This is a genomic window from Psychrobacter sp. JCM 18901 (assembly GCF_000586435.1).
Lineage (GTDB): Bacteria > Pseudomonadota > Gammaproteobacteria > Pseudomonadales > Moraxellaceae > Psychrobacter.
The window spans coordinates 52,203-78,349 of record NZ_BAWH01000018.1; the positions used below are offsets into that span (position 1 = coordinate 52,203).

Consider the following 26,147-nt stretch of genomic DNA (forward strand, 5'->3'; position numbering starts at 1 on the left):
GTGACAATACTTTCTTCATTATTCTCGATTGATCCTCTGAATAAGGCTTATAAGCTATGGCAAAAAAATAAAAGCAGCTATGTCTGTCAGCATTGCGGTGCTCATTTTGGTAAATGGGCCGGGCAATGTACGGATTGCGGGGAATGGAATAGCTTGGTCGAAGCCCCAAATGTCAGCATGCCCCATCATAATAAGAGCACCGCTAAGCCTAATAACGCACGAGCTGCTACTCGTGGTAGCAGCGCGCCAGCTGGTAACTACTCTGGTACTCACAGTGCTGTCATGCCGCTTAATGCGGTAAGTGTGACGCTCGACACACGCCTACCAACCGGTATCAGTGAGTTCGATCGCGTACTGGGTGGTGGGTTGGTGGCGGGTTCCGTAGTGTTAATCGGTGGTGATCCGGGTATTGGTAAATCAACTATCTTGCTGCAAACCGCGACCAATATGGCACGAGCTGATTCATTGGCAGGTAGTGCATTATACGTGACGGGTGAAGAGTCACTTGCACAGGTGGCCATGCGAGCCAAACGTTTAGACTTGCCTGCTGATAGACTGCGTGTATTGGCCGAAACTAACGTAGAAACCATTTGCGCTGCATTAACGCAAGAGCAGCCAGCCATCGCTATTATTGATTCTATTCAGACTATTTATACAGATGCTATTAACTCTGCACCAGGTGGTGTCAGTCAGATTAGGGAGTCTGCAGCGATTTTGACGCGTTATGCTAAGCAAACAGGGACAGCGCTATTTTTAGTAGGACATGTAACCAAAGAAGGTACGCTAGCGGGTCCGCGAGTATTGGAGCATATGGTTGATACCGTACTTTATTTTGAAGGCCAGTCTGACTCACGTTTTCGTATGATCCGTGCGGTCAAGAATCGCTTTGGTGCGGTTAATGAACTAGGCATCTTTGGTATGACTGATATGGGCTCAAAGAAGTCGCCAATCCATCAGCGATATTTTTAAGTCGTTATGACAAACCTGTTGCAGGTTCTGTGGTTATGGTCAGTCGTGAAGGTACAAGGCCGTTACTAGTAGAAGTGCAAGCCTTGGTCGATGATTCACAAGGCTCACCTAGAAGAATGGCGCTGGGTCTAGATTTTCAGCGTTTATCCATGTTACTAGCAGTGATGCATCGTCACGGCGGGATACATACCAGTGGACAAGATGTCTATGTCAACGTCGTTGGTGGTGTCAAAGTCATAGAGACAGGATCTGATTTGGCTGTACTGTTGGCTTGTGCTTCAAGCATTAAAGAGAAAGCATTACCATCTTCATTAGCCGTATTCGGCGAAGTGGGTCTATCAGGTGAGATACGCCCAGTACCTAACGGACAAGAGCGCCTAAAGGAAGCGATGAAACATGGGTTTAAACATGCCATCATTCCAAAGGCCAATGCACCTGCTAAGGATGCGCCTCAGTTTAAAGGTATCAACGTGATTGCTGTTGAGCGACTCGATGATGCTATCGAAAGCGCATTTGAGTTATAAGGTACATAGGACTAATAGTACTTTGTTTTGAATAGTTCAGTCGCTACTATTAGTTTGGAACGATAAATATAAACCATAAAAAAGCCCAACTAATGATTAGTTAGGCTTTTTTTGCTATATGGGCTAGCAATATTATTGGTCTCTAAAACCGATACTTAAAATTAAGGTCCTGCAACGCGCTCAATAGCAACGTTACCCACGCCTTTGCTTGTAATACCGAGTTTTTTGGCCGCACCATAAGATAAATCTAAAACACGGTTACCATGGAATGGTCCGCGATCGTTCACTTTTACCACGACACTTTTGCCATTGGTCTTGTTAGTGACTTTGACATAGCAGTTCAATGGTAATGAGCGATGCGCTGCAGTTAAACCGTTCATGTCGAAAGTTTCGCCACTGGCAGTCTTGCGACCATGAAACTTACGACCATACCAAGACGCAAGGCCAGTCTGCTTAAATTTACTGACAGAGTTAGAGGCAACAGCTGTTAGGCGCTCTAATACATCTTCATCATTGGTAACTTGTGTCGTATCATTGGCTAACAATGAGCTGCTAAGTGCCAATGAGGTCGGCTGACGGGCTGACTTTACCAAACTTGATGCACCATCATGCTGACGGCTTAGTTCACCAAGTACACGGTCAATGTGGGAGGCGTTATCTTGCGAAATCATAGCAAGTGTGGTCTTTGCTTCTACAGCATTTGCATTGGTAGCGACTGCAGAGCCAGCAAATAACATTGCTGACATTGTAAGTAAACCAGATAAACGCTTGTTCATAAATACCTCTATAACTTATACATCAAAACCTAACTCTAAATATTTTAGATTGAGCATGGCATTAATCTATTGTTTTCATATTGATTAATGAGCGGCTCTTATAGATATTAATATATGGTAATTTTTCATTTCATTATCATCAGTGTTCAGCAGAAATAGAGCTAAAGTGACTGATGATACGCTCAAATGATAGTTAGCGATAAGCATTGAATACAAAGTCCAAAATCAGGACTGAGTGACAATGTCACTATATGTTGTATTTACATGATGTGCGATCTACAAACTTCTTTAGAGTGCTACGTTAATAAAAGGTTCAGAGGACATCGCGTATCGCTTTGTTATCAAACCGTTAATTAAGTAGTGTATTTGAAAGTCTGGAATCTACAAGATGCTAACTATACGGCTACGCTACAACCTAAATATATTTAAATGCAAAGTTTATTAGTAGCTATGTACGGGTTATGTATCAGAGTACAGTAAAACGAGGTTAACGCAATTTTTTGTAAAAAAACAAGGAATAAAATCTTTCTGAACTTATAGGCGATTAACTCATATTGAAAATTATGTCTATTTACTATTAAAAATAAGAGGCACTAAAACGAACAATTATTTCGGATTTGTAACTATTATAGTGATTGATACGAACATATATTATATGAAGAGCATCAAAATAAAAAAAGCCATAACGCGAAGAATAAAACTCTTCTTCGCGCTATGGCTCATTGTCTTTTATCAAATCATTAGTAGTACAAAACAATTTATCTTAATGGTACTACCATAATTATTATAACGACTTACTTGAAAGACGAATTATACAGAAAGTATATTATACAAGTTAGCCGGATTTATGTGTATGGATAGACATGAGTAGACCAAATCCTGCCATCAGAGTCACGATAGCCGTACCCCCATAACTAATAAATGGTAGTGGAACACCTACGACAGGCAAAATGCCGCCAACCATGCCGACATTGACGAATATATAAACAAAGAAAGACATAGCGATAGCACCAGCCAACAATCTACTATAAACATCAGGATGAGTGAAAGCGATATATAAGGCGCGTGAAAGAAGGCAGAAATAAATGAACATCAGTAGCATCACACCGAGTAAACCAAACTCTTCGGAGAAGGCGGCAATAATAAAGTCAGTATGGCCTTCTGGTAGGAAATGTAGGTGTGATTGCGTGCCTTCCAGATAGCCTTTTCCAGTGAGGCCACCAGAACCAATGGCTGTCTTCGATTGAATGATGTTCCACCCAGCACCTTGTACATCTGCTTCAGGATTAAGGAGTGTCAATACTCGCGTACGCTGATAGTCGTGGAGTAAAAAGTTCCAAGCAAAAGCAATAAATGGTACAGCTAAAATTACAGCAGCAGAAATCAATCGCCATGAAAGGCCTGCTAGGAAAAGCACGAATATGCCACTGGCAGCGACCAGTAGTGATGTACCAAGATCAGGTTCTTTAGCAATTAATAGCACCGGTACAATGATTAATGCCAAGGTAATAGCAATGCTAGACGCTGACGGTGGCAAATCACGCTTAGACAAAAACCAAGCACACATCATTGGCATGCCCAGCTTCATGAACTCTGAAGGCTGCACACTACCGAACCCAGGCAAATTGATCCAGCGTTGAGCACCCATACGGACTTCACCGATAATATCTACCAGTACTAATAATATAAGCCCTAAGACATAAAATATAGGCGTGAAAGTACGATAGAGACTGGGTGGTATCTGCGCCATGGTAAACATCACAGCAAATGCCACCCCATAACTGACCATTTGGCGAATAACCATACCAATATCTTGGCTGGCGGCGCTGTATAAAATCGTCAGACCAATACAACAAACCGTCAATAACAGTAAAGTTAACCATGGGTCGATATGAATGCGTTGCCATAGTGTCGGTGCATGACCTTGACCCATATGATGGCTCTGACGTGAAAAACGATATTGCGGGTTAGAAGACATAGGCAGAATTTGGCTAACAATTGGTGTAGGAGGGAAGTACTAACTAAATTAGCTCATTATAAATAATGATGAAAAGCGTACTTAAAAGTACCGACTTTAATAAAAATATGCGTGCACGCAATGGCTATATAATTCACAAATAATAATAAAGTCACTCAATTATAAAAGTTGTAAGGATAAGTGTTAATTATCAATATTGGACTTCAAATTAGAAGCGATAGTTTAGCCTGCTTGTTGAAAATTTGATAGTATCGATAAAACGTTTTTAGCGGTAGTTTCTTGCAATGATAAAATCAAAAATCCATGCGTATAGCAAATTTGCCAACCTATTATTACTCTTATCTTATGTGCTGGCAGTGTCAGTGCTCATGCCGTTATTATCAGTGACGATAGTGAACGCCGTATTCAAATACGTCAAAGTAGCAGTACAAGCAATAACAGTAATGCTTATATAACGCCCTCTACCAACAGCTCATATCAGCGTCCTGGTGTCACCATGTTGAGTGGTGCGAATGCATCAAATGGCGACAGTATGCAAAACTTGATTATACAAAAACAGCGTGATTTCGAAATTGATGCTAGGTTGTCTATTGAAGAAAACAAACGTGTGAATGTAGTGAGACGCGGTACTACTTATAGTACAGCAAACAACACCTATAATGGTGCTTATAACGATTCTATGAATATGGACTTTAATGCATGGTTAAATAGCAATAGCTATCGTGCCAGACAAGTAGCAGAGTATGAGCGTTATCTTAGCGCACGAGTTGGATCACAGAATGTACCACCATTGTCTCAACTGCTGACGACTGCCCGTAGTTGGAGTAAGTGCGGGTATGAACCATATCAACTGCCGCCTCAAGAGCTATGGTCTAACATTGTACCAACATTGCGTCTTTATAGTGAGTTGAAAAACCAAGGTATTTTACCACTTAGTAGTGAGATACGTTCGGTATATCGTAACCCAGGTTTGAATGATTGTGCAGGCGGGGCAGATGGTAGTAAGCATATGAATGCAAGCGCTATGGATATTTGGGTGCCTGAGTACGAAGATAACTCATGGCGCTTGAGTACCATGCATGATGGCTTATGCCAGTTTTGGCAGTATCAAGGACAGCCTTATAACTTTGGCTTAGGATTGTATGCGACAGGTGCGATTCATTTAGATACGGATGGTTATCGTAAGTGGGGGTTCAATCACGCTAGTAGTTCCTCTTCTTGCCGCTATTAATTGATTTATCAAGAATCGAGAATTCAAATAATTATAAAGTTAGCCGAGATAACGCTAGATATATATTCATTTTTATATATACTATTCCGGTGTTTACTAAAAATAATAATTTTGTAATTATTTGGTAGGATTCATAGGATAGATGCATGAGTTCATTAAAAATTTGTTTGGCCTTTAAAAACTATGCTTTAATAATATCTGTTATCAATCGCCTTTATATTTTCATGGCTTATAAAGAAAACCACCAAATTTACTTTAAGCGAAAACTATGAAAAATCAGCGCTCGACAATGAAAAACTATCATAAATTAAATAACGAGAAGCAAAGTTTTTTTGCACTCGAACTATAAGTATGGCGCTTTGTTTATTTCTGCACTTATGTCGGTATTATTGATTAATGCGTGTAGTACAGAGATGTCCTCTGAAAACAATATGATAGTGACGGATAAAGCTGATAGACATATACAAAGCTCTAAAGAGATAGAAGATAGTATCAAGAACTCTTATGCTCGTTTGGCATCTAAGCGCTCTGATGTCTGTCCAAAATTAATTCAAGAAGAAACAGGTAATCAGGTTATCGAACGTATATCAGAGGTCATGGTAAATGACTACTGTGATTATTTCTTATATCCGCGAGAGGGTCAGCGCCTCAATGTTAAAGTAGATAACCGTCAAATAGAAGCGCTATTAATTGTGCCGACGCTACATAACTTTGCCAATGGTAATTATAAAGTGACGTCTTATGATAAGCATGTTATCCGTTTGAGCTATAACGGGGCTACCCATAAACCTGAGCATTTTGTCTATGATGTTGCGTTGAGTATCTCTGAGGCCAAGTATTCCTAATACTAAGCATTTGGAATGTTCTGCTTCTTATTTAAAGATTACAGTAGTTCAAATATTAAAGTAGAAATTATGAGTAGTACTCTTTACCACTCATAACACGTCCACTTGGTTAATAAGTTTTATCCTTTTCACACTACTTGCCAGTTAATTATTTCTTACTGGTTTTCTTTACAGTTTTCTTGTCTTTCCAAGGATCTTCTTGCCCAACCGTAACTATTAAAAAGTTATCAGGTTTTAGCGTATCTCGCATGGTTTGATTGACCTCTGAAAGAGTGACTTGATCAATGCGATTGGTATAGTCAGCTAAGTAATTATTCGGCAATTGGTAAAAATTCATCATTCCAAGTAAGCCATTAATACCTGCATTGCTTGCAAATCCCATCGGAAAGCTGTTTTTCAAATTATCTGTAGTTAAGCGCATCTCCTCATTAGTGATACCTTTGTCAAGCGTTTCGTTGATAACCGCTAAGCTTGCATCAATAGCCGCACGCGCCTTGTCATTACGTGTTGAAAAACCAATCTGGTAGGGACCTCGAGAGAGCATCGGATTCATCGATCCCGAGATTCCATAAGTATAGCCGAGGTTCTGTCTCACCTCCGTCATTAGTCGCGCATTAAAGTCACTGCCTGCCATGACTTCGTTTCCAACAGCAAAGTTGGTCTGCTGCTGCTGTGCTATTGGGTCAGTTGCCCGTTTACTACCCAGCTGTCCCATGAGTACAGTGGTTTGAGTGCTTGGGAATGGAATATGAACGTGCTGCGCTTTAGTAAGCGGTTTCGGCTCAGGTAAATCAGTGGCAGCTTGGCCGGTAGGCAATTTAGCAGTGATGTCTTCTGCCAGTTTTTTTGGCTTGTTCTAATGTCAGGTTGCCTGTCATAGCAACAGACGCGTTTGCTGCTACCAGATATTTGTTTTTAAAGTCTATCAGTTGTTGTTTCTCAATCGTAGGAACGCTTTCTAGCGTGCCGACTGATGGATGCGCGTAAGGGTGAGTACCGTACAAAGCATCATTGAAAGCGATACTTGCTAGGCTATTGGGATCTTGTTTTTGTTGCTGCAGGCCTACCAACAGTCTTGCTTTATTGCGAGCTAGAACTTGCTCGTCAAACGTAGGCTCACTTACCATCTGTGTCATTAAGTCAATGGCTGGCAGGAGATGCTTATCATCAGATAGGCTACGCAGTGAAACAATAAACATATCCTTATAGGCGCTACTGCTTAGATTGATGCCCAACGTTTCCACTGCACGAGTAAATGCATTTTCATCTAGCTTTTTGAGCCCTGTTCGAGCATCGTCGCTGTCATATTCGCAATACCAAAACCATCCTTTTTGATACTACCATCACGCGCGCTACCAGCATTAAAACGCAAATCAACATCGACAATTGGCAAGGTGGTCGTTTGTACAAACATAACAGGTACGCCAGACTTGGTCTTAAACTGTTGAATGGTCGGTACGGTGACTTTTAAAGGTTTGTCATCGGCTAAGCTGGTCAGTTTAGATAGAGCAGCAATTGGCGCACTTGCATCGACTGCAGCAGGTGAGCGGTAATCTTCAGCAGCTGTTGTATCAGCTTGAGCAGTAGTAGCCAAGATACCAAAAGCAAAAATTACGCTAGCACTGAGATAAGATCCCTTTTTAGATGCGATAGTGCTTCTTATAGAGGCTGAAGCAGTTTTAAAAGATTTTGGTTTTGCTTTAGAGTCGTATTTATTCTGAATCATGAGTTTCTTCTTATTAAGAATACGGTGCTATGGCCATTTTTATGAGACGTTTGATAATAGGCAGCGACTATTTCGCTGGGGTTTTACTGTCTTTAGGTGGCACGACATGCATCACTGTTAAATTGTCTTTGACCAAATATTTTTTTTGCTGGCAGCCTGAATGTCAGCCACACTGATACCGTCGAGCTTAGCTGGTAACTTAGCAAGCAGTCTGTCATCTAGACCGATAGATTGTAACGAGCCAATCATACGTGCCTGTCCTTCCATGCTGTCTTGCGCATAAATCAAACCAGTAACCGTATTGGTCTTGGCGCGACTGATCTCGTCATCGGCAATAGGATCGGTTTTTAGCTTTTCTATTTCCGAAGTTATAGCTTGTTGTGCTTGCTCTAAGCTGACGCCTTCACGCGGTGTTGCTTGAATCAAAAACAGCCCATCACCGCGATCTAGCAAGTCGTAAGAAGTACCAACCGTCGTCAATATACCTTGCTCACGTATCAGTCGACTCTCTAAGCGTGCAGATAAGCCGCCATCGAGCACATCTTGCGCAAGTGAAAGGGCGTAAGCTTGTTTTTCATTGTTGGTGCCTGCCGTGGCAAGGCTTGGTACGTTGTAACCCATCAGTAGAACGGGCACTTGAACGGCTTGCTCAGAGTCTACCTTTTGATAACCACGGAAGCCTTTTTGAGTCACAGAGGTACGTTTGGGTAGGTTGCTTTTTTTCTAAATCACCGAAGTAACGTTTGACTTGAGTAAGTACTTCTTGTGGTTGCACGTCGCCGACGATGACTAACGTTGCATTATTTGGTGCATACCATGTCTTATACCAGTCTTTTAAATCTGAAAGTTTAATCGATTCTAGCTCGCTCATAGGCCCAATAACAGATTCGCCTTTTGGGCTATCAGGTAAGGCCAGCAGACGAAACGACTCATACGCTTTGGCAAGGGGATTGTCATCAGTACGTTGGCGACGCTCTTCCATAACGACTTGATGCTCTTTAGCAAATTCTTTGTCATCGAATATAAGGTTTTTCATGCGATCTGCTTCAAGCTCTAACGCTAATGGCATACGATTGGCAGGGAATAGCTCGTAGTACCCCGTATAGTCATAGCTGGTAAAGGCATTGTTGACGCCGCCGAACTTAGCAATTAGCCGCTCATAATCATCACTAGAAACGTTGGTCGTGCCTTTGAACATCATGTGCTCGAGTAAGTGAGAGATACCGCCTTTATCAAGAGGCTCATCTGCCGAGCCCACTCGGTACCAGATTTGTGTCATAGCAACTGGGGCACGGTGGTCTTCTTTTATGACGACTTTTAGACCATTTTCTAACTGATATTCATGTCGACCTGACATGTCCATTGTCAACTCAGACGGCTGTGTGTCTTTGCTCGTTTTATTTTCATCTGATATGTTTTGAGCCAAGCTATCGGTTGCGATTGAGCTTGTCGCGGTTGCAGAGTTAGTAGGCATCGTATTGGTTTGACACGCAGTAAGTGACGCTGCTACTACTAAGGCACAAGCCATGCGTAATGGCGCAGCTGCTAGAGGTAAAGACAATGGCATGGTATGGTCTACTTATATAGAATAATAATAGAAGAATTAAATGCTAATCATAGTGATAGAAGACATTACAAAGAAGTCTGAGCACCAACCATAACGCTAGCAGTCGGTCTAAACTCTTGCGTCGTCGTGCAACCTGTCACCAATATAGTCGTCGTTAATAAAACAGCTACACTGATGCTGCTGATTTTTTTGTAGTGCTTAGAGAGTAATGACATAACGGATTCCTAATAAATATTTATCGAATAAGTCTTGGTAGAGTAGGCGAAGTCTGACAAGTAACAGGTCAGAATTTTGTGTCCAAACCTTAAGCAAAACTTTCTCAAATCATCGAGTGATTTTTTTAAACAGATAAATTTTGACGATAGTCTAATAGGGTAAGGGCTGAGCATGACTTGAATTATGCTAAAATAGGTCAAAATTAGATATTATGTCGCTTGTAGCCAGATGACAATATGTAAATCCATTAACAATAAACAAATAGTTGATCGTGATAACTTTTAGGGCAAATTTATGAACAACCCAAACAATAGCAACCGCGTAGTCATTAACCTTGATGCTGGTCTTGATGACTTAGATGACGATGATATTACCTTACCCAGTCTACCGGTGCAATCTGTGCCCATTATTGATGAAACAGAGAGTATTGCTCCACAGAAGGACAGTACGGTAAACCAGGACGTCTCTAGCAATGATGCTGCAGAAAATATTGCTTTGGCGACGCCAATTGTCATGACAGAAGAGCATAATGTCCCTAAAGGTAATTCTGAAAGCTTTTCAAGCGCTACAGAGACAGCCGCTGCTACAGGTCAATCAAATGCTGCGTCAACTATTCCCGCTATGCCGCTGCAAGAACAGTTAGGTGATACGCCAAGCGTAAACCCAGTGGCTAACAGCGACGTACAGGCAGATACTGCAAAAGAGCCTGCTACAGAGTCACAAGAGACTGAAGAAAATAAGAAGAAAGGCAGCTGGTTCAACCGTATGAAAACGGGCCTCAGTAAGTCACGCAAAAACTTAGCTGAAGGCATGGTCAGTATCTTAATCGGTGGTAAAGAGATTGATGACGAGCTATTAGAAGAAGTCGAAGATCAGCTATTGGTAGCCGATATTGGCGTCAACGCGACGAACCGTATCATCAAGAGCCTCACCGAGCAAACAGATCGTGGTGACTTGATCTATGCACATTCTTTATATAAAGCATTGCAAAGTGAATTGGTTGATATCCTCACACCAAAAGTTGAGCCATTGGTGATTGATACTAGCAAAAAGCCATTCGTTATATTAGTAGTAGGTGTCAATGGCGTAGGGAAAACCACAACGATTGGTAAGCTTGCCAAGCGTCTACAAGGTGAAGGCAAATCAGTCATGCTGGCAGCGGGTGATACGTTCCGTGCGGCAGCTACTGAGCAGCTACAGATTTGGGGCGAGCGCAATCATATTCCAGTGGTAGCGCAAGGTCATGGTTCTGACAGCGCTTCTGTCATTTTTGATGCGATGCAGTCAGCCAAAGCAAAAAATATTGATGTACTCATTGCCGATACTGCGGGACGTCTGCAAAACAAGACACATTTGATGGCAGAGTTGGAGAAAGTCGTACGTGTCATGCGTAAAGCGGATCCAAGTGCCCCGCATGAAGGTATGATTGTGCTAGATGCTGGCACGGGTCAAAATGCTATCAACCAAGTCGAACTGTTTAATAAAGTTGTGCCACTGACAGGTATTACTATTACTAAGCTAGACGGTACTGCTAAAGGTGGTGTGGTATTTAATATTGCCGAAACGACAGATGTGCTATCCGCTATATCGGTGTGGGTGAGTCGATTGATGACTTGCGTTCTTTTAGTCCGAAACAATTTGTCGCCGCTTTGTTCGAGACTGACGATAAAGAATAAGAGAGCCAGTTTTAATTGGTAAATCATTTTTGAGATAATTTGGAAGTAGACGCTATGATAGTTACCACAGCAGCCTTTGGGTCACATCGATTAACACTGATTGCTCGTGTCAATGGGCATGGTCAGCCTATGCTCGTTGAAGCCAACTGGCTGCTGGCAGGTAACTCATGGCATAGCTCAAAATCTGTACCCAAACTTAAAAAGTACTATGGCCTGACAGACGAAGACTTTACCTTTATAGATAAAAATAGCCTAAGCATGAATGAACCTGTTCAAGCATTATTGATAGAAACGATTTTTCAACTTAAAGACTATGCTGATGGTAAACGTAAGACGTTAGATTTACCTTTAGACTTCTCTATGGGTACTGAGTTTCAGCAAAGAGTATGGCAAGCATTACAAGGTATTGAGTATGGTGAAACCATCAGCTATGCCACACTGGCGCAGCGTGTCAACAGTCCAAAGGGATTCCGTGCGGTTGCGCAGGCCAATGGCAAAAATCCTTTTAGCATTATCGTGCCTTGTCATCGAGTGATTGCAAGCGACGGTAAGCTCGGTGGCTATACAGGCGGGCTAGATAAAAAAGAGTATTTACTATCATTAGAAGGAAGTTGGACGTAAAACTAAATCTATCTTAATAAAAAAGGGCCAAATACTTTTAGCATCTGGCCCTCTTTACTGAACAATTAATAAGCTTATGCTTCAAGCTGAGCCATGACGTCAGCAGAGAAATTCACGTTAGTATAAACCTCTTGCACATCATCAGCATCTTCTAACATATCGATCATCTTTATGATCTTTTCAGCATCATCGACATTGTCGATCTCAGCCGTGGTAGACGGTGACATAGTGACTTCGGCATTGTCAGAAACAAGACCAGCCGCATTAAGGGCATCTTGAACTTGACCGAAGCTTTCCCATTCAGTGATAACGAGTAAGCTTTCGCCATCATTTTCGATATCAACGGCGCCCGCATCTAGTGCAACGAGCATCACTTCATCTTCTAGCTGACATCGTTAAAAGTGATTTCGCCACGTTTAGTGAATAAATACGCCACTGAGCCTGATGTGCCAAGATTACCGTCATTTTTGGTAAAAGCATGACGCACTTCGCTGACCGTACGGTTAAGGTTGTCTGTCATGGTTTCGACCAATACGGCCACACCACCAACACCGTAGCCTTCGTAACTGACTTCTTCCATATTCTCATTATCGCCGCCACCTGTACCACGGTCGACAGCACGATTAATCGTATCGCGCGTCATATTGACGGATAGGGCTTTTTCGATAACGGCACGTAAGCGTGGGTTTTTGTCAGGATCGGGATCGCCTTGTTTGGCAGCTGAAACGATTTCACGAATAATCTTGGTAAATATCTTACCTCTTACTGCATCCTGACGGGCTTTGCGGTGTTTAATATTTGCCCATTTTGAATGGCCTGCCATATAACATCCTTAAGTTCTACATACTATTTTTATGGGTAAAAAGAGTGATCAACAACAACCTTCGGTATCTGATTGCCTGATTTTATACTATCATTACTTTGTCTATTTGAGGTAGTAGCGCTACTGGCACGTTAACGATTTGTATGTTGTTGAGAGTGCTTTTTTGCTACACTGTGGCAACTTATAGATTGTATTCACTGTGATAGGTGAGCGATATTATAAACCAGTTTTAGCTATTTTGACCAACTTGCCCTTATCCATCACATTTTAAGTCATTGCGTGCTATCAAGCCATTGATTTTATAAAGTACTGATTCTATGAAGCAACCAACCGCCGAAGCTCTTACACACTTGCGTAACCGTACGCATATCATTATTGAAGGCACAGATACTCGTCTGGGCAAGCTCTTTGATATTGTATTGCTGATTGCAATTTTAGCCAGTGTGGCGGTCGTCATGCTTGATAGTGTGCTATATATGCGTTTGCAGTATGGCACGTTGTTCTTTTATGCAGAGTGGTTTTTTACTATTTTGTTTACTATTGAGTATGCGTTAAGGCTGTTTTCAGCACCCAACCGCTTACGCTATGCTTTTAGTTTCTTTGGAATAGTAGACTTACTGTCTGTATTGCCAAGTTATTTGAGCCTAATGTTTGTGGGTGTACAGTATCTACTCGTGATACGGGTATTACGTATTTTACGTGTGTTCCGCGTTCTTAAGCTCAAGGCCTATATGCAACAGGCTGGGTTCTTGGCGTCTGCATTAAAAACCAGTCAGCAGAAAATTACGGTTTTCTTCCTATCGCTTGTATTGTTGGTAACCATCTTTGGTTCAATTATTTATGTGGTAGAAGGGCCGGAGAATGGATTTACCAGTATTCCATTGTCTATTTACTGGGCAGTTGTCACAATGACGACAGTAGGCTACGGTGATATGTCACCCAAAACACCGCTCGGCCAAGCAATTGCAACCATGGTCATGATCACGGGTTATTCGATTATTGCGGTACCAACAGGTATTTTCACATCAGAGTTAGCACGTAACATGCGTCCGCAGCTCAACCCAGTGACTTGTCCAAATTGTGGTAAATTCGGTCATGCAGTAGGGGCAGACTTTTGCGATCGTTGTGGGCACGCGCTACATATCTAGAGACAGATTTAATCGTGGCAATCAATACACCTACTACGCATCGATGTATTCATCAACCAGTGGTGATAGGTTGATCTCGACGCCTAGATTGACCAGATTCCAGTATTGCCCTGATACAGTACGGTCTAGCATCATAGTGGTAGCTGAGGGTTGAAACTGACCAAAGTACTTCAAAGACGTACGCATCTGGGCAATGGCCTCGTGATGTACTTGGCTGCTACCAAAATCAAATTCGCCTTCTTGATAGGGGCTAATGGATAAAGGTTTAAGCCCAATCGATAGCCACTTTTCATAAAATTCACCAGGGATGTTCTTGTCATCTTCGCGGCGAATATCTAGCGCAATCAAATCTTGCTCAAGTGCAGTGACGTCACCTTTTAATGCATGTTTGACAAAGCGTTTAAATAGCTGCACTTCGCTATCACTATAGCTGCGGATACCGCCAAAGTCATAAGCCACGACACTGCCATCATAACGGAACGCAAAATTACCTGGATGAGGATCGCAGTGCATACGGTATAAGCCAAATAGCTGACCTGCAGTAAAGTGAAACAGACGCTCAGCTATTTTTTGTTTGACATCATTGTCCCACGTCGCGGCGACAGTTAATGTTTCTCCCATCTCTTCGGTCAGCGTTAAAATCCGTCTAGAAGAGTGGCTACTAATCACTTTGGGAATAATAAGGCCTTCATCTTCTGCATGAAAAGCACCAAACACGCGTAAGTTATGAGCCTCTTTGACATAGTCCAATTCATCATGCAAGCTCTGGCGAATCTCATTAAAAAGCTGCTCTTGTAGTTGCTTGCTCATATTGAGCACGCCAGCGATTTTTAATGCCATACGTACTTGTTTGAGATCGCTATCGCAGTTTTCATCGACATCAGGATACTGGACTTTAACTACCACTTTTTGACCCGATGGCAACGTCGCTTTGTGCACTTGTCCAATAGATGCTGCGGCAAAGGGTGTCTCTTCAAACTCGCTGAATAATTCTAAGATTGGCGCTTTCAGTTCGCGTTCAACTTGAGCTCGTATCTGCGCATACGGCATTGGCGGCGCATCTTTCTGTAGCTTTTCGAGCGCTGATGCAACCTCAGGCGGGAACACATCCTTATATTGTGAAGCAATCTGTCCGACCTTCATCACTGCGCCTTTCATCTCACCCAACGTTTCGGCAATTTGAACGCCCACGTCTTGCATCAGATCTGAGCGAGCTTGCAGACGTTTTTCTTCGTCACTTGAGAGATGCTTAAATGAGTTTTTAGCGGCTTTGCCAGCAATACTTGCTGTCATACCAGCGAGTTTCATAAAGCGTTTTCCGGACGATTTTGCCATTCATGTCACCGTATAATGGGTTGTTTGCTCAGTCGTAATTCTATTATTTTAATTGCAAGATTACTGTTTGACTAATGTGTGAAGACGCGAGTAATCATTTACAAAAAAAAGTAAGCACAGTCATATCATTTGTTTGTGTCAACTGCATACATATTGCTCAACCAGTAATCAAGCGCCATTTGATAGCCTAATTGTCCCAAGCCGCAAATGACTCCGACCGCAACGTCACTTAGATATGAATGATGACGGAAAGGTTCACGGGCATGAACATTGGATAAATGTACTTCTATAAATGGCTTTTGGGTGGCCAATAGCGCGTCGCGTAGAGCCACTGAAGTATGCGTAAATGCAGCCGGATTGATAATAATAGCGTCAATTTGGGCAGATTTATCCGCCAATAATCCATGATGCTGAATGTCGTCTACTAGCTTACCTTCATGGTTGGACTGTATGCATATTAACTCTACACCGTGGCGTGCGGCGCGCTCAACTAGTTGCTTTTCTATATCAGCAAGTGTCGTATGACCATAAATATGCGGTTCCCGTTTACCTAGTAAATTCAGATTTACGCCGTTTACCAGTAGTAATTTATGAGTCAGTATTTGATTTGAGTTTTCGTTAGTCGATTGTTCGGCTGTTTTTGACGGAGTAGAGGAGGTCATAATGGTCTCGGTAACTATTGAGCGATGTTAATAATTTATAATAATATATGAATAATTTAAGGCGCGAGCTGCCAAGCTAAATTGGCTTCAACGCATTTTGCTCTTTATCATAACAGCTTGCCAGCTAGGTTATAAAAATTTGTCTAAAAAAATTATCTAGATATCAAAAAGCATATTAAAAGTCTTTATGTTGCTAAAAACCCGTGCTATGATATTTTTTATGCAATAAATATTGCAAGTTTGTTGCTATCATCGAATTTCATGACGATAAGTGCGTTTGGCGAATTCGTTATGGACACACTATGTAGGTAATTAAAGCACTACATAGATGATGGTAAATAGAGTAGTAATACTCTTAATTTTTGATTTCATAATCTTAGACCCTGTTTATATGCAATGTCGCAAAGGAAGCTAGGGCTAAGCGGACTTTTTTTAGGAAGTAATATTATGTCAGCTCGTGAGCAAGGTATCGTTAAGTGGTTTAATGACTCAAAAGGCTTTGGTTTCATTCAACGTGACAGCGGAGAAGATATTTTTGTCCATTTCCGCGCGATTCAGGGTGATGGCTATCGTTCTCTAAAGGATGGCGAAAAAGTTGAGTTCAGTGTAGTGGAAGGTGACAAAGGTCTGCAAGCTGAAGAAGTCAGAAAGATAGAAGAGTAATTTACTCAGACATTAAAGCGGTTTAGTTATAATGTCTGTACAAACTACTGATATACTACTGAGTCAAGCCCATCTTATCTTACCTATGTTGAGTGAACCGCAGCATATTTGGTAGGATTGGATTCGGGCTTGGCTTTTTTTTATGCCTATATGTCTGATGGTAGTTGGCAGACTCGATAAGGCTACTATTACTGATTACGGTTTAAATGCTCCATTTGACACTATAAAGGTTCATTGTGAGCATATTTATAATTAATAAAATACAAGCAATTCATTTAAAAGGATATTTTTTTGAGCAATTTTACAACGTTTACTGATTTGCCACTTTCAACAGCGACCTTGCGTGCAGTAAGTGATCTAGGCTTTACTGAATTGACACCCATTCAAGCAAAGATACTACCGCATACATTGGCACATCAAGATGCTATCGGACAAGCACAAACAGGCACAGGGAAAACAGCGACTTTTCTACTGACTATTATGGAAGCCTTGCTTAAGCGTCCATTTGCCAATGACGAAGAGCGCTATCTTGGTGAGCCGCGCGCTGTGGTCATGGCGCCAACTCGCGAACTGGCTCAGCAAATATTTGATGACTGCATTGCATTAACCAAATATACCTCGCTACATAGTGTTTGTATTATGGGCGGTACTAACTATGAAACTCAGCAGCACGAGCTTGAACGTCAATACGTTGATATCTTGGTAGCGACGCCTGGCCGTCTAATTGACCTTGCTAATAAAGGCATGGTGTATCTAGATAGAGTAGAGGTACTGGTACTTGATGAAGCCGATCGCATGTTAGATATGGGGTTCATTCCTGATATCAAACGCCTAGTTGGTCGAATGCCTGCCAATACCGATCGCCAAAGCTTGTTGTTTTCTGCAACCTTTAACCAAGATGTGATGAATTTGGCCTATCGTTGGTTACATGAGCCTCAGTTTGTTGAAATTGAGCCTGAACACAAGACCAGCGAGTTAGTAGATCAGCATTTTTATTTGCTGACAGAAGATCAAAAGCTAGACGCCTTGCAGCGTATTATCAGTGATGAAGCAGTAGAGAAGGTCATCGTCTTTGCCAATCGTAAAGACCAAGTAAAGCGTCTGTATCACAAACTGCGTCAAGCGCATAATATTGTGATGCTCTCAGGTGATGTCATCCAGCAAAAACGTGAGAAATACTTACAGCGCTTTAAAGATGGTCACGCGTCTATCTTGGTGGCGACAGATGTAGCAGGGCGTGGTATCCATGTCGATGATATCAGCCATGTGGTTAATTTTACTTTGCCTGATCAGCCAGATGATTATGTACATCGCATTGGTCGTACGGGCCGTGCGGGACAGACAGGTATTAGTATCAGCTTTGTGAGTGAAGATGATGCCTTCAATATACCGGCATTAGAGAAGCACTTGGAAACCAAGTTTACGCTTGAGCAGTGGCAGGAATAATTGCTATAAACTGAGCACTACTTAACAAGCAAAAGCCCTCAATATCGCAAATGGTATTGAGGCTTTTTTATATGCTAAGTGTTAATAGTATCTGTTACCGATAACTTTATTGAGCGTGTTCCATCATCTCAGTATGCTCATGGTGATTCATGTCCACTGATTCATCACTCATGTCATTCATACTATGATCCATATGGTCGTCCATATCCTGCATGTTGTGATCCATGTCTGCTGCCATATCCGTATCATGATTCATTTGGCTCATGTCGTGAGAGTCCATATCAGACATCATAGCAGTGTGGCTACCATGATTCATCTCACCATGCCGCCATGCATATTTGCCATGACCATCGGCACGACTGCTACTGCCAACCTGATATGACCATAACCGCACCATTTAACTGCCTTAAGCGAAAACGTCCGATCTTATCACGTAGCCAACCGACCGTTTCGTGCGTCGCAACCAACATCGGTATGGTTCCTAGACCAAAGACAAACATCAACGCAGCACCGCTTAATGGATTATGAGCAACGACCGCAATTAGTAGAGCGCCATATACCAAACCACAAGGCAAAAAGCCCCAAAGCAACCCTGCTGTTAATGCGCGCGGAAAAGTATTAAGTGGAAATACCTTTTGACGCAATGGGCTAAGATATTGCCAAAAGCGCATACCAAAACGTTCAAGCTTAGTCAAAAACGGCGCACCAAGCATCGTCACACCGACGAATACCAGTACCAATCCTAATAAAATACGCGGTGTACTATTACCCATCATCAATGGCTTTAATACGGTAATACCGATTAGCCCTGCAATTAAACCCAATAATGCGTAACTCGTTAAACGCCCAAAATGATACGTGGCCACCAAAGCACGACGTTTGGCGGGGCTGACATCTTTCATAGACAGACCAAATGCGGTCACAAGACCGCCACACATGCCTAAACAATGCGGTGAACCAAAGAATCCCATTAGTAATGCCGCCACAAGTAAAGCGATGGTCATGAATGCGTCTCCTAAGAATGGTAAAGGGCGAACTTGCTAGTGCTGAATTATTTAATAAAACGGCACCAATAAATTACGCATTTATAAGGCAGATAAATTAGATTTCTGAATCTTTATTTATCTCAGAATGATCGTTATTTCCATCAGTTGCCACTGTTTCATCTTTTTGCTGGGTAGGTGCTGAGCGTTCATGAGCCTGCATGGTTTGGCGGCGTTCTTGACGATCATCCAATATAATACGCTGTGATGCATTGTCCAGATCTTCGAATTGATTTGACTTGACCGCATAACGCACTGCCCAAATAGCAACCACAAACAGCATGAGACTTAATGGAATTAATAAAAATATACTGAGCATGGCAAATCTCTTAAATAGCAGTGTCTCTTATTATTATACACCCATCACAAGTGTAGTGGATGTTCGGTAGTATTTAGAATGCGTCTCTCAATGGTATCGTATACATCTTTAACGTTTATTCGTCAGAGTCTTTTGCGGCATTGCCTCTTGGGGTCAATAGCTGCTGTGAAGTCACATCATTGGCATGGCGACAGTCCATCTGTGGACGTATCACATCTCGCAGGTAGCTGCGACCTCATAGACAGCGCGCCGTGAGTGGCTTAAGTTGTGCGCAGGTTTCATCCAGTCGCGTCTTACTGGCAGTGGCGCAGGGAGTGGTGTGCTATTGATACCATTTAAGGCAAACTGTCTGCGTGCACGTGCCATATGATAGCTATCAGTAATCAGATATACATGGCGTAGCGGAATGCGTTTGGCCGTAAAACGAGCGTTTTCACATGTATTCATGCTAGCATTTTCACTTATCAGTCCGTCGATACCGTGTTCCATCAACCATTGACCGAGCCATGGAGCTTCAGCGCCACTCAGTACAATCGGTAGAGGTAAGTCATGGTAAGCGCCTGCAGCGGTACGGGCGCGATTGAGACTATAGCGGTTTAGGATAATTTGGTTGTTGTGGTCATTGGTCAGACCGCCGCCTAGGACTACATAAGCGGTAGGCGGTGAGCTCATGGCAGCAGCAGGCATATCAGGTAGGGGTAGTAGAGAAAAGATATAAACGATTGCTTGCGAAAATAGCGGGGTAAATAGGCTAATAATCACTAAAATGACGGACGTAGAGCCCAGTATAAAAGTAATATTGATAATGCGAAAAAGCGTCACCATGCGTTCAGAAAACCGCAAGTAATATCGCCATAATCGCTTAGATAATAGCCGCTTAGACCATGATTTTTTTAGGCCACATGCTCAGCATATCCAATTGAGCCATCAGCATTTACCCAGACTGGCTCACGTGACAATTGAATGGCAAATTTTTCATAGACAGTAGCAGCGATATGTTTTTGCGCTATAGCTACATCCTCTTGCGTGGCTTGCTGAGGCGTATGGTTGGTCAGTACTAGTGCTTGCTGCTTATGCGTAAAAATAGGTGCAATGCCGCCACCTTTTAACCCTGCTTGCTCAATGAGCCAGCCAGCGGCAACCTTTACCATTGCATCAGGCATCGCGTAACCAACGATAACTGGATAAGTTGCTTGCAGCGCTGTGAACCGCTCCTGAGCGATAATAGGGTTTTGAAAAAAACTGCCACAATTAGGTAGCTGTTTTGGGTCAGGCAGCTTTTGTTGTCTAATATCTATAATGGCTTGCATAACATCATGAGGCATCGCTTGCTCGCGCCCTTGTTGCTCCGCATAGCGCTGCGCCACAGTCTGTACATCGCCATAACTGGCTAAAATATTGGCAGGATTAGTATGTAATCTGAAACCCACACGGCTAATAAGCCATGTGTTTGGCGTACGTTTAAAGATACTGTCACGATAGCCAAATTGGCAATCAGCAGCTGACAAATGGCGCCAAGTTTGTGTCGGCAAATGATAGGCGCGTACATACTGTAAGCGGTCTTCTAATTGTACGCCGTATGCACCGATATTTTGTATGGGTGCAGCGCCTGTCAGACCCGGTATTAAGGCAAGATTTTCTAACCCATACCAACCTTGATTGACCGTATGTACGACCAAATCATGCCAGTTTTCGCCAGCCATTACTTCGATATCGACATAATCGTCAGTTTGTTCGGTCAGATGAATACCACGCATCTTTGGCTGTAATACTATGGCTTTCAAAGCGGCAGGCAATAAAACATTGCTACCGCCAGACAGTACAAACAGTGGCAATTTGTCTGCTGTATCCTCTATATAAGCTGCCATAAAATCATCAAGCTGCGCTTCATTCTCTAATGTCACTACAGAGTCAGCAATACAGGCCAACGCCATCGTATTGTCATGTGATAAGTCGATTGAATCATTGACTACGGCAGTCGCTGAAATATTCGAAACATCAGAGGTGACGGTAGACTGAGTACTGTGGTCAAGGCGTGAAGATTGGGTCATAACATAGCCTATGTGACAAAAGGATAATAAATAATAAGGTAGCTATAGTTGATTCAATTTAAAAGAGATACAAAGCAACTGAGTACAGACGTAACTGTGATACTTCAAGCGAGGTTAACGCTGCAGCTCTTTTATAGAGGATTAACCATATTATAGAGGATACCGGATGCAAGAGTAGCAGAAATATAGACAGTATGGCTAGCAGGCTTTCCAGCTTTCTATCCAAGCTTGGGCGCTTGATTCGATACGCTCGATCATTTCTTCAAAATCATCGTTATCGCCCTTATAGGGATCTGGCACATCACTGCCGCAATAGGTAGGGTCTTCTTCACTGAACAGTGCTAGTGTTGCCAAACTATCTGCTGACTCTGTAATGCTGTCTTTGATAGCTTGTAGATCAGCTAGATTCTGTGAATCCATGGCTAAGATTAAATCAAAACCACGAAAGTCATTGGCACTGACTTGACGAGCGACCAGCTTATTGATTTTGTAGCCGTGTGACTTAGCATGACGTTGTGAGCGAGCATCAGGCGCACTGCCAACGTGCCAATCACTGGTGCCTGCTGAGTCTACTTTTATAGATAGTCCAGCAATCGCTGCTTGCTGACGAAAAACTTCTTCAGCAGTAGGGGAGCGGCAGATATTTCCCAAACATACCAATAATACAGACGAGGGAGTACAGGCTTTCATCAGCATAATATGACCTTCTATAACAAAAAAAACATGCTATAAGAGACCAGCATTGTTAATGCGGCTTTTATTAGCATGCAATCGATTGAATCAGCTGCTAGCGTAACGCTTAATGCTTGGAATGGCAAGGATAGAGACTAAACAATAGCGTCATTTAACAATGGAAATTTGGCCATATGATGCATGGCCAAAAGGTGAGATAGTGAAACGGTTTTAATCTTGATTACTTTTAAAACGTTGTAGATCGCGTCGCTCTTTTTTTTGTTGGGTTTGTTGTCAGGACGAGCAAGGTTGGCCAGTTTGCGCTGTTCGGCATAGTAAGCACGGCGCGTCTCGCTTTCTTTGGTCTCTGAATATAGTACCTCAGCGGCGGTCGCATTGCCACGCTGTGCAGATAGCGCCTCAACAACGACAGTCTTTTCAGTCATAGCGGTCGCTGAGCCTTGGCGAATGGTTAGCTTATCTCCGACTGAAATCTCTTTACTGGTTTTTACCCGGCTACCAGCATAGTGTACGCGTCCACTTTCAATCGCTTGCTTGGCTAGGGTACGTGTACGATAAAACCTAGCTGCCCAAAGCCATTTATCAAGACGGATTTTCACCAAACCTTGGTTATCATCAGCATTAGCATTTTTCTTCATAAGAGTTACTCTGCATTCGTTTTTATATTAAATCATAGTTTTATATAAACAATATTAGGGCAACTTTCATATTTGCAAATAGATTTGATAACTGTGGGTTAGTTGCACCATTGTTGTTCACAAGGTACACCATCGTGGTTGCCATCCATTTTAGTATTAGGACAGTAGTTTGTAAAATAGGTGGCTTCTGCACAGGATGTCATTTGTGAGCAATGTGTTCTGCCGTCACATGAAAAGTTTGAGGCCGGTTGTGTCGATAAGACTGGAGTTGCAGTTGGCGCTGATGTTGAAGTGTTACTCAAATCAACGTATGTTGGCGGTATGTCATCAATATTATCAACGTCATTAGAGGTAAGAGTAGGTTGCGTTACGTTATCTGCCGCTGCATTGGTTGTAGGTTGATGTATCGTATTTTTAGGTTGAAGGACTCTATAACCTATAAGCACGAAAATCAGGCAGGTCAATATCACTAATACTTTGTTTATCACTGTGCCATACCTGCCAGCTCATAATCATTATTAATATGAAAATGGCAGTTTTTAATCGACTTAAAAACTGCCATTAGGTAAGAAATATGATATCTATTTTTACTATCTCAAAAACAACTGATAGCCAATATTGTCATTGACCGTGGCACAGTCATAACCAATATCTAAAAGCGCGTCTTGTAGCTGACGAGAATTGCCTTCAGAGGCTTGCAGGCCAACCAGCACACGACCTTCAGCAGCACCATGGTTGCGGTAATGGAATAAAGTAATATTGAAGTCATCCCCCAATTTCTCTAAGAACGTTAGCAATGCGCCTGGACGTTCTGGGAATACCACTTGTAGCAATTGCTCGTTTTCGACATGAGCATGACCACCAATCAAATGACGGATATGTGATTTGGCGATATCATCATCAGTCAGGTCGTGAGCAGTGTAGCCATCGTCTGACAATTGGTTACTGATGGTTTGACGCTCTTTTTCGCCTTCTTTTAAAGCGATACCTACGAAGATTGAGGCAGGCTCCATTGAGTCTGGTGACTTTTTGCTGTCAGCACGGTAGTTAAACTCAGTAATATTACGACCGTGTAGACTGCGACAGAAATTTAAGAAAGCGCCTGTTTGTTCAGGGATAGTAACCCCAAAGATGGCTTCTTTTTTCTCACCAATTTCGGTACGCTCAGCGATATAACGCAAGCGGTCAAAATTCATATTGGCACCGCAAATGATACCGACGCAGTTTTTGTCTTGGACATTATTGGCTTCGATATATTTTTTTCATACCAGCGACTGACAATGCACCAGCAGGTTCAACGATGCTACGGTTTTCTTCAAAGATATCTTTAACAGCCGCACACACTTCATCATTGGTACAAGTGACCACTTCAGGCTCAACGATAGGACCTGAGTTATCGCTTTTTTTTGTGTACGGACAACGTCAAAAGGCAATTCGCCAATCTGCGCGACTGCCACGCCATCGACGAACAATCCTACTTGCTCAAGTTTGACACGTTCACCTGTTTCAAGCGCTGCTTTTAGACAAGCTGACTGTTCGGCTTCTACTGCAATTACTTTGACATGTGGTGCCACTTCACCTAAGAATGCGGCCACACCTGAAATCAGACCACCACCACCCACGGCAACGAATACATAGTCCATATTACGCCACTGCTGGGTCAGCTCAAGACCGATGGTACCTTGTCCTGCGATAACCAGCTCATCGTCATAAGGTGGAATAAAGGTCAGTCCTTCGCGTTCAGCGCGGTCAATCGCATAGCGGTTTGCTTGATCGAAGCTATCACCGTGCAGATCTACATTGCCACCAAGTGCTCTTACCGCATCCACTTTGATGTCAGGAGTCGTGGTTGGCATGACGATGATGTTATTTAGTGATAATTTGCGTGCAGAGTAAGCCACGCCTTGCGCATGATTACCTGCTGACGCACAGATGACGCCGCGCGCTTTTTGCTCATCGCTCAACTGACTGATACGGTTATAGGCACCGCGCAATTTAAATGATTTGACCGGTTGTAAGTCTTCACGCTTAAATCGAATGTCATTGGCAAAACGTTGGGTCAGCTTGGGCGCCGTTTCAAGTGGTGTTTGAATAGCAACGTCATAGACGGTGGCTTGTAAGATGGCTCGTACCCAGTGTGACAGCATAGTAATCCCTAAACAGAGTGAATATAAAAAGTGTAGATGAATATAAAAACTAAATAGATTAGCCTATGCCGATTTTTAGTATCTTGCAAGACTCAATTGCAGTTTTCTTGGGATTTCGTGCTTGAATTTACATGAAGTGCAAGTATTTACCTAAGTTAAGCCTTAGCTAGGCACGATAGGACTCACAAATTAGCGTCATGATGCGCTAACATCCATTAATATCATCGGTTATAATAGCCGCGCATTTTATCTGTTTTAGCCTTTTACTTTTTTTAAGACCATACGTTTATTTTCCAAGGATTTATGATGAGTGATCAGCAAGCACAAAAGCAAGCCGCGGCCAAAGCTGCTCTAAGCTATATCGAAGACGATATGATACTTGGGGTAGGGACAGGTAGTACGGTCAACTGTTTGATTGAGTTGTTGCCACAATTGAAGCTTGCTGGCGCTGTCGCTAGCTCACAGGTGACAGAAGACAAACTTCGTGCGCTTGGTATCGAAATAGTCGATTTGAACTTTGCTGGCACGTTAGATGTTTATATCGATGGTGCGGATGAAGTCAATGAGCACTTGCAACTTATCAAAGGCGGTGGCGGTGCATTGACTCGCGAAAAGATTGTGGCAGCCGCTTCAAACAAGTTCGTCTGTATGGTCGATGATAGTAAAAGCGTTGATATATTAGGTCGCGCGTTTCCAGTACCGATTGAAGTATTACCACAAGCACGCTCGTATGTGGCTCGCCAATTGGCCAAATTGGGCGGTGAGCCAGTATATCGTGAAGACTTTGTCACTGATTATGGTAATGTCATTCTAGATACTTATGATTTGGATGTGAGTAATCCAATCGCGCTCGAAAAAGAGCTAAATAATATCGTAGGTGTGGTCTGTAATGGTATCTTTGCGGCAAACCAAGCAGACGTTCTGCTGAAAGCAGGTGCTAATGGTGTGACAACGCTCACGCGTTAATCTATGATCAAATCATTTGTATAAATAAAAAAAGCCGTCCAGATCTGGACGGCTTTTTATTTGAGAACTTATTTAGGAGTGTAC

General features: G+C 42.5%; 23 protein-coding genes and 7 pseudogenes. 10 read left to right on the forward strand and 20 right to left on the reverse strand.

What is annotated here, in order from left to right; all coding sequences use genetic code 11:
- Positions 1 to 36 precede the first annotated feature (36 nt).
- Positions 37 to 1,493: pseudogene (gene radA, locus TT11_RS12680) on the forward strand (DNA repair protein RadA).
- 161 nt (positions 1,494 to 1,654) lie between these two features.
- Here the strand turns inward: radA and TT11_RS17375 are convergent.
- Together TT11_RS17375 and rodA are read right to left on the reverse strand one after the other, a co-directional pair.
- A pseudogene (locus TT11_RS17375) lies at positions 1,655 to 1,996 on the reverse strand (septal ring lytic transglycosylase RlpA family protein); the annotation flags it as partial.
- Positions 1,997 to 3,104: 1,108 nt separating this feature from the next.
- Entirely contained in the window at positions 3,105 to 4,247 is a 1,143-nt protein-coding gene (rodA, locus tag TT11_RS12690; RefSeq protein WP_261870713.1) for a rod shape-determining protein RodA, read from the reverse strand.
- Positions 4,248 to 4,743: 496 nt separating this feature from the next.
- Between rodA and TT11_RS12695 the strand changes: the two genes are divergently transcribed.
- A complete protein-coding gene (locus TT11_RS12695; RefSeq protein ID WP_261870714.1) occupies positions 4,744 to 5,478 on the forward strand; it encodes a D-Ala-D-Ala carboxypeptidase family metallohydrolase in 735 nt (244 codons plus the stop codon).
- Positions 5,479 to 5,837: 359 nt separating this feature from the next.
- Positions 5,838 to 6,323 carry a hypothetical protein gene (locus tag TT11_RS12700; RefSeq protein ID WP_261870715.1) on the forward strand — a complete coding sequence of 162 codons (486 nt, stop codon included), beginning with the start codon at positions 5,838 to 5,840 and terminating at the stop codon, positions 6,321 to 6,323.
- A 148-nt stretch (positions 6,324 to 6,471) separates the two neighbouring features.
- On the opposite strand, the gene TT11_RS12705 is transcribed toward TT11_RS12700, so the two are convergent.
- From TT11_RS12705 to TT11_RS12725, 5 genes and pseudogenes are all read right to left on the reverse strand, one after another.
- Positions 6,472 to 7,140: a pitrilysin family protein gene (locus tag TT11_RS12705; RefSeq protein WP_261870716.1), complete on the reverse strand. Its 669-nt coding sequence runs from the start codon at positions 7,138 to 7,140 to the stop codon at positions 6,472 to 6,474.
- Position 7,141: 1 nt separating this feature from the next.
- The gene (locus tag TT11_RS12710; RefSeq protein WP_261870717.1) at positions 7,142 to 7,567 is read right to left on the reverse strand and encodes a pitrilysin family protein; all 426 of its coding nucleotides are present in this window, start codon (positions 7,565 to 7,567) and stop codon (positions 7,142 to 7,144) included.
- A gap of 23 nt (positions 7,568 to 7,590) precedes the next feature.
- A complete protein-coding gene (locus TT11_RS12715) occupies positions 7,591 to 8,049 on the reverse strand; it encodes a hypothetical protein (RefSeq protein ID WP_261870718.1) in 459 nt (152 codons plus the stop codon).
- A gap of 67 nt (positions 8,050 to 8,116) precedes the next feature.
- A pseudogene (locus tag TT11_RS12720) lies at positions 8,117 to 9,616 on the reverse strand (M16 family metallopeptidase).
- A 65-nt stretch (positions 9,617 to 9,681) separates the two neighbouring features.
- Positions 9,682 to 9,831, reverse strand: a complete 150-nt coding sequence (locus TT11_RS12725; RefSeq protein ID WP_165598598.1) for a hypothetical protein — start codon at positions 9,829 to 9,831, stop codon at positions 9,682 to 9,684.
- 295 nt (positions 9,832 to 10,126) lie between these two features.
- Between TT11_RS12725 and ftsY the strand changes: the two are divergent.
- Together ftsY and TT11_RS12735 are read left to right on the forward strand one after the other, a co-directional pair.
- Positions 10,127 to 11,508: pseudogene (gene ftsY, locus TT11_RS12730) on the forward strand (signal recognition particle-docking protein FtsY).
- 54 nt (positions 11,509 to 11,562) lie between these two features.
- Positions 11,563 to 12,129, forward strand: a complete 567-nt coding sequence (locus tag TT11_RS12735; protein WP_261870719.1) for a methylated-DNA--[protein]-cysteine S-methyltransferase — start codon at positions 11,563 to 11,565, stop codon at positions 12,127 to 12,129.
- Positions 12,130 to 12,203: 74 nt separating this feature from the next.
- Here TT11_RS12735 and TT11_RS12740 read toward each other — a convergent pair.
- Positions 12,204 to 12,952, reverse strand: a pseudogene (locus TT11_RS12740) (YebC/PmpR family DNA-binding transcriptional regulator).
- 317 nt (positions 12,953 to 13,269) lie between these two features.
- Here TT11_RS12740 and TT11_RS12745 point away from each other — a divergent pair.
- The gene (locus TT11_RS12745; protein ID WP_057760421.1) at positions 13,270 to 14,100 is read left to right on the forward strand and encodes an ion transporter; all 831 of its coding nucleotides are present in this window, start codon (positions 13,270 to 13,272) and stop codon (positions 14,098 to 14,100) included.
- 33 nt (positions 14,101 to 14,133) lie between these two features.
- Here the strand turns inward: TT11_RS12745 and TT11_RS12750 are convergent, their stop codons facing one another.
- Complete coding sequence (locus TT11_RS12750; protein WP_261870720.1) at positions 14,134 to 15,435, reverse strand: AarF/ABC1/UbiB kinase family protein; 1,302 nt, start codon at positions 15,433 to 15,435, stop codon at positions 14,134 to 14,136.
- A 125-nt stretch (positions 15,436 to 15,560) separates the two neighbouring features.
- Positions 15,561 to 16,097 (reverse strand): type II 3-dehydroquinate dehydratase, encoded by a 537-nt coding sequence (gene aroQ / locus TT11_RS12755; protein WP_057760418.1) that lies wholly within the window; start codon positions 16,095 to 16,097, stop codon positions 15,561 to 15,563.
- Positions 16,098 to 16,544: 447 nt separating this feature from the next.
- On the opposite strand from aroQ, the gene TT11_RS12760 reads away from it, so the two are divergent.
- Both TT11_RS12760 and TT11_RS12765 read left to right on the forward strand, forming a co-directional pair.
- A complete protein-coding gene (locus TT11_RS12760; protein ID WP_057760416.1) occupies positions 16,545 to 16,760 on the forward strand; it encodes a cold-shock protein in 216 nt (71 codons plus the stop codon).
- Positions 16,761 to 17,051: 291 nt separating this feature from the next.
- Positions 17,052 to 18,206, forward strand: coding sequence for a DEAD/DEAH box helicase (locus tag TT11_RS12765; protein ID WP_201567883.1), 1,155 nt, complete (start codon positions 17,052 to 17,054; stop codon positions 18,204 to 18,206).
- Between the two features lie 106 nt (positions 18,207 to 18,312).
- On the opposite strand, the gene TT11_RS17380 is transcribed toward TT11_RS12765, so the two are convergent.
- The 8 genes and pseudogenes from TT11_RS17380 to TT11_RS12800 form a co-directional block, all read right to left on the reverse strand.
- Positions 18,313 to 18,600 (reverse strand): hypothetical protein, encoded by a 288-nt coding sequence (locus TT11_RS17380; RefSeq protein WP_370587850.1) that lies wholly within the window; start codon positions 18,598 to 18,600, stop codon positions 18,313 to 18,315.
- A complete protein-coding gene (locus TT11_RS12770) occupies positions 18,569 to 19,210 on the reverse strand; it encodes a sulfite exporter TauE/SafE family protein (RefSeq protein ID WP_370587851.1) in 642 nt (213 codons plus the stop codon). The genes TT11_RS17380 and TT11_RS12770 overlap by 32 nt, the downstream gene beginning before the upstream one ends.
- A gap of 97 nt (positions 19,211 to 19,307) precedes the next feature.
- Complete coding sequence (ccoS, locus tag TT11_RS12775; protein ID WP_261870721.1) at positions 19,308 to 19,568, reverse strand: cbb3-type cytochrome oxidase assembly protein CcoS; 261 nt, start codon at positions 19,566 to 19,568, stop codon at positions 19,308 to 19,310.
- Positions 19,569 to 19,778: 210 nt separating this feature from the next.
- Positions 19,779 to 20,411 carry a YdcF family protein gene (locus tag TT11_RS12780; RefSeq protein ID WP_261870722.1) on the reverse strand — a complete coding sequence of 211 codons (633 nt, stop codon included), beginning with the start codon at positions 20,409 to 20,411 and terminating at the stop codon, positions 19,779 to 19,781.
- A gap of 50 nt (positions 20,412 to 20,461) precedes the next feature.
- Positions 20,462 to 21,502: a UDP-N-acetylmuramate dehydrogenase gene (murB, locus tag TT11_RS12785; protein WP_370587853.1), complete on the reverse strand. Its 1,041-nt coding sequence runs from the start codon at positions 21,500 to 21,502 to the stop codon at positions 20,462 to 20,464.
- A gap of 315 nt (positions 21,503 to 21,817) precedes the next feature.
- Positions 21,818 to 22,315 carry a low molecular weight protein-tyrosine-phosphatase gene (locus tag TT11_RS12790; protein ID WP_261870724.1) on the reverse strand — a complete coding sequence of 166 codons (498 nt, stop codon included), beginning with the start codon at positions 22,313 to 22,315 and terminating at the stop codon, positions 21,818 to 21,820.
- A gap of 207 nt (positions 22,316 to 22,522) precedes the next feature.
- A pseudogene (locus TT11_RS12795) lies at positions 22,523 to 22,950 on the reverse strand (RNA-binding S4 domain-containing protein).
- Between the two features lie 98 nt (positions 22,951 to 23,048).
- Positions 23,049 to 23,189, reverse strand: a pseudogene (locus tag TT11_RS12800) (excalibur calcium-binding domain-containing protein); the annotation flags it as partial.
- Between TT11_RS12800 and TT11_RS12805 the strand changes: the two are divergent.
- Positions 23,131 to 23,352, forward strand: coding sequence for a hypothetical protein (locus TT11_RS12805; RefSeq protein WP_228707099.1), 222 nt, complete (start codon positions 23,131 to 23,133; stop codon positions 23,350 to 23,352). The pseudogene TT11_RS12800 and the gene TT11_RS12805 sit on opposite strands and share 59 nt — an antisense overlap.
- A gap of 188 nt (positions 23,353 to 23,540) precedes the next feature.
- Here the strand turns inward: TT11_RS12805 and TT11_RS12810 are convergent, their stop codons facing one another.
- Positions 23,541 to 24,146, reverse strand: a complete 606-nt coding sequence (locus TT11_RS12810; RefSeq protein WP_261870725.1) for a hypothetical protein — start codon at positions 24,144 to 24,146, stop codon at positions 23,541 to 23,543.
- Positions 24,147 to 24,212: 66 nt separating this feature from the next.
- A complete protein-coding gene (locus TT11_RS12815) occupies positions 24,213 to 25,097 on the reverse strand; it encodes a pyridoxal-phosphate dependent enzyme (protein ID WP_261870726.1) in 885 nt (294 codons plus the stop codon).
- 306 nt (positions 25,098 to 25,403) lie between these two features.
- Here TT11_RS12815 and rpiA point away from each other — a divergent pair, with 306 nt between their 5' ends.
- Complete coding sequence (gene rpiA, locus TT11_RS12820) at positions 25,404 to 26,063, forward strand: ribose-5-phosphate isomerase RpiA (RefSeq protein ID WP_057760400.1); 660 nt, start codon at positions 25,404 to 25,406, stop codon at positions 26,061 to 26,063.
- The last annotated feature ends 84 nt before the right edge of the window (positions 26,064 to 26,147 follow it).

Coding starts and splice junctions, on each gene's coding strand:
- rodA (WP_261870713.1), bottom strand. CDS start 4,247: ATGTCTTCTAACCCGCAATATCGTTTTTCACGTCAGAGCCATCATATG.
- TT11_RS12695 (WP_261870714.1), top strand. CDS start 4,744: ATGTTGAGTGGTGCGAATGCATCAAATGGCGACAGTATGCAAAACTTG.
- TT11_RS12715 (WP_261870718.1), bottom strand. CDS start 8,049: ATGATTCAGAATAAATACGACTCTAAAGCAAAACCAAAATCTTTTAAA.
- TT11_RS12725 (WP_165598598.1), bottom strand. CDS start 9,831: ATGTCATTACTCTCTAAGCACTACAAAAAAATCAGCAGCATCAGTGTA.
- TT11_RS12735 (WP_261870719.1), top strand. CDS start 11,563: ATGATAGTTACCACAGCAGCCTTTGGGTCACATCGATTAACACTGATT.
- TT11_RS12745 (WP_057760421.1), top strand. CDS start 13,270: ATGAAGCAACCAACCGCCGAAGCTCTTACACACTTGCGTAACCGTACG.
- TT11_RS12750 (WP_261870720.1), bottom strand. CDS start 15,435: ATGGCAAAATCGTCCGGAAAACGCTTTATGAAACTCGCTGGTATGACA.
- aroQ (WP_057760418.1), bottom strand. CDS start 16,097: ATGACCTCCTCTACTCCGTCAAAAACAGCCGAACAATCGACTAACGAA.
- TT11_RS12760 (WP_057760416.1), top strand. CDS start 16,545: ATGTCAGCTCGTGAGCAAGGTATCGTTAAGTGGTTTAATGACTCAAAA.
- TT11_RS12770 (WP_370587851.1), bottom strand. CDS start 19,210: ATGACCATCGCTTTACTTGTGGCGGCATTACTAATGGGATTCTTTGGT.
- ccoS (WP_261870721.1), bottom strand. CDS start 19,568: ATGCTCAGTATATTTTTATTAATTCCATTAAGTCTCATGCTGTTTGTG.
- murB (WP_370587853.1), bottom strand. CDS start 21,502: ATGGCGTTGGCCTGTATTGCTGACTCTGTAGTGACATTAGAGAATGAA.
- TT11_RS12790 (WP_261870724.1), bottom strand. CDS start 22,315: ATGCTGATGAAAGCCTGTACTCCCTCGTCTGTATTATTGGTATGTTTG.
- TT11_RS12810 (WP_261870725.1), bottom strand. CDS start 24,146: ATGAATTTTGACCGCTTGCGTTATATCGCTGAGCGTACCGAAATTGGT.
- TT11_RS12815 (WP_261870726.1), bottom strand. CDS start 25,097: ATGCTGTCACACTGGGTACGAGCCATCTTACAAGCCACCGTCTATGAC.
- rpiA (WP_057760400.1), top strand. CDS start 25,404: ATGAGTGATCAGCAAGCACAAAAGCAAGCCGCGGCCAAAGCTGCTCTA.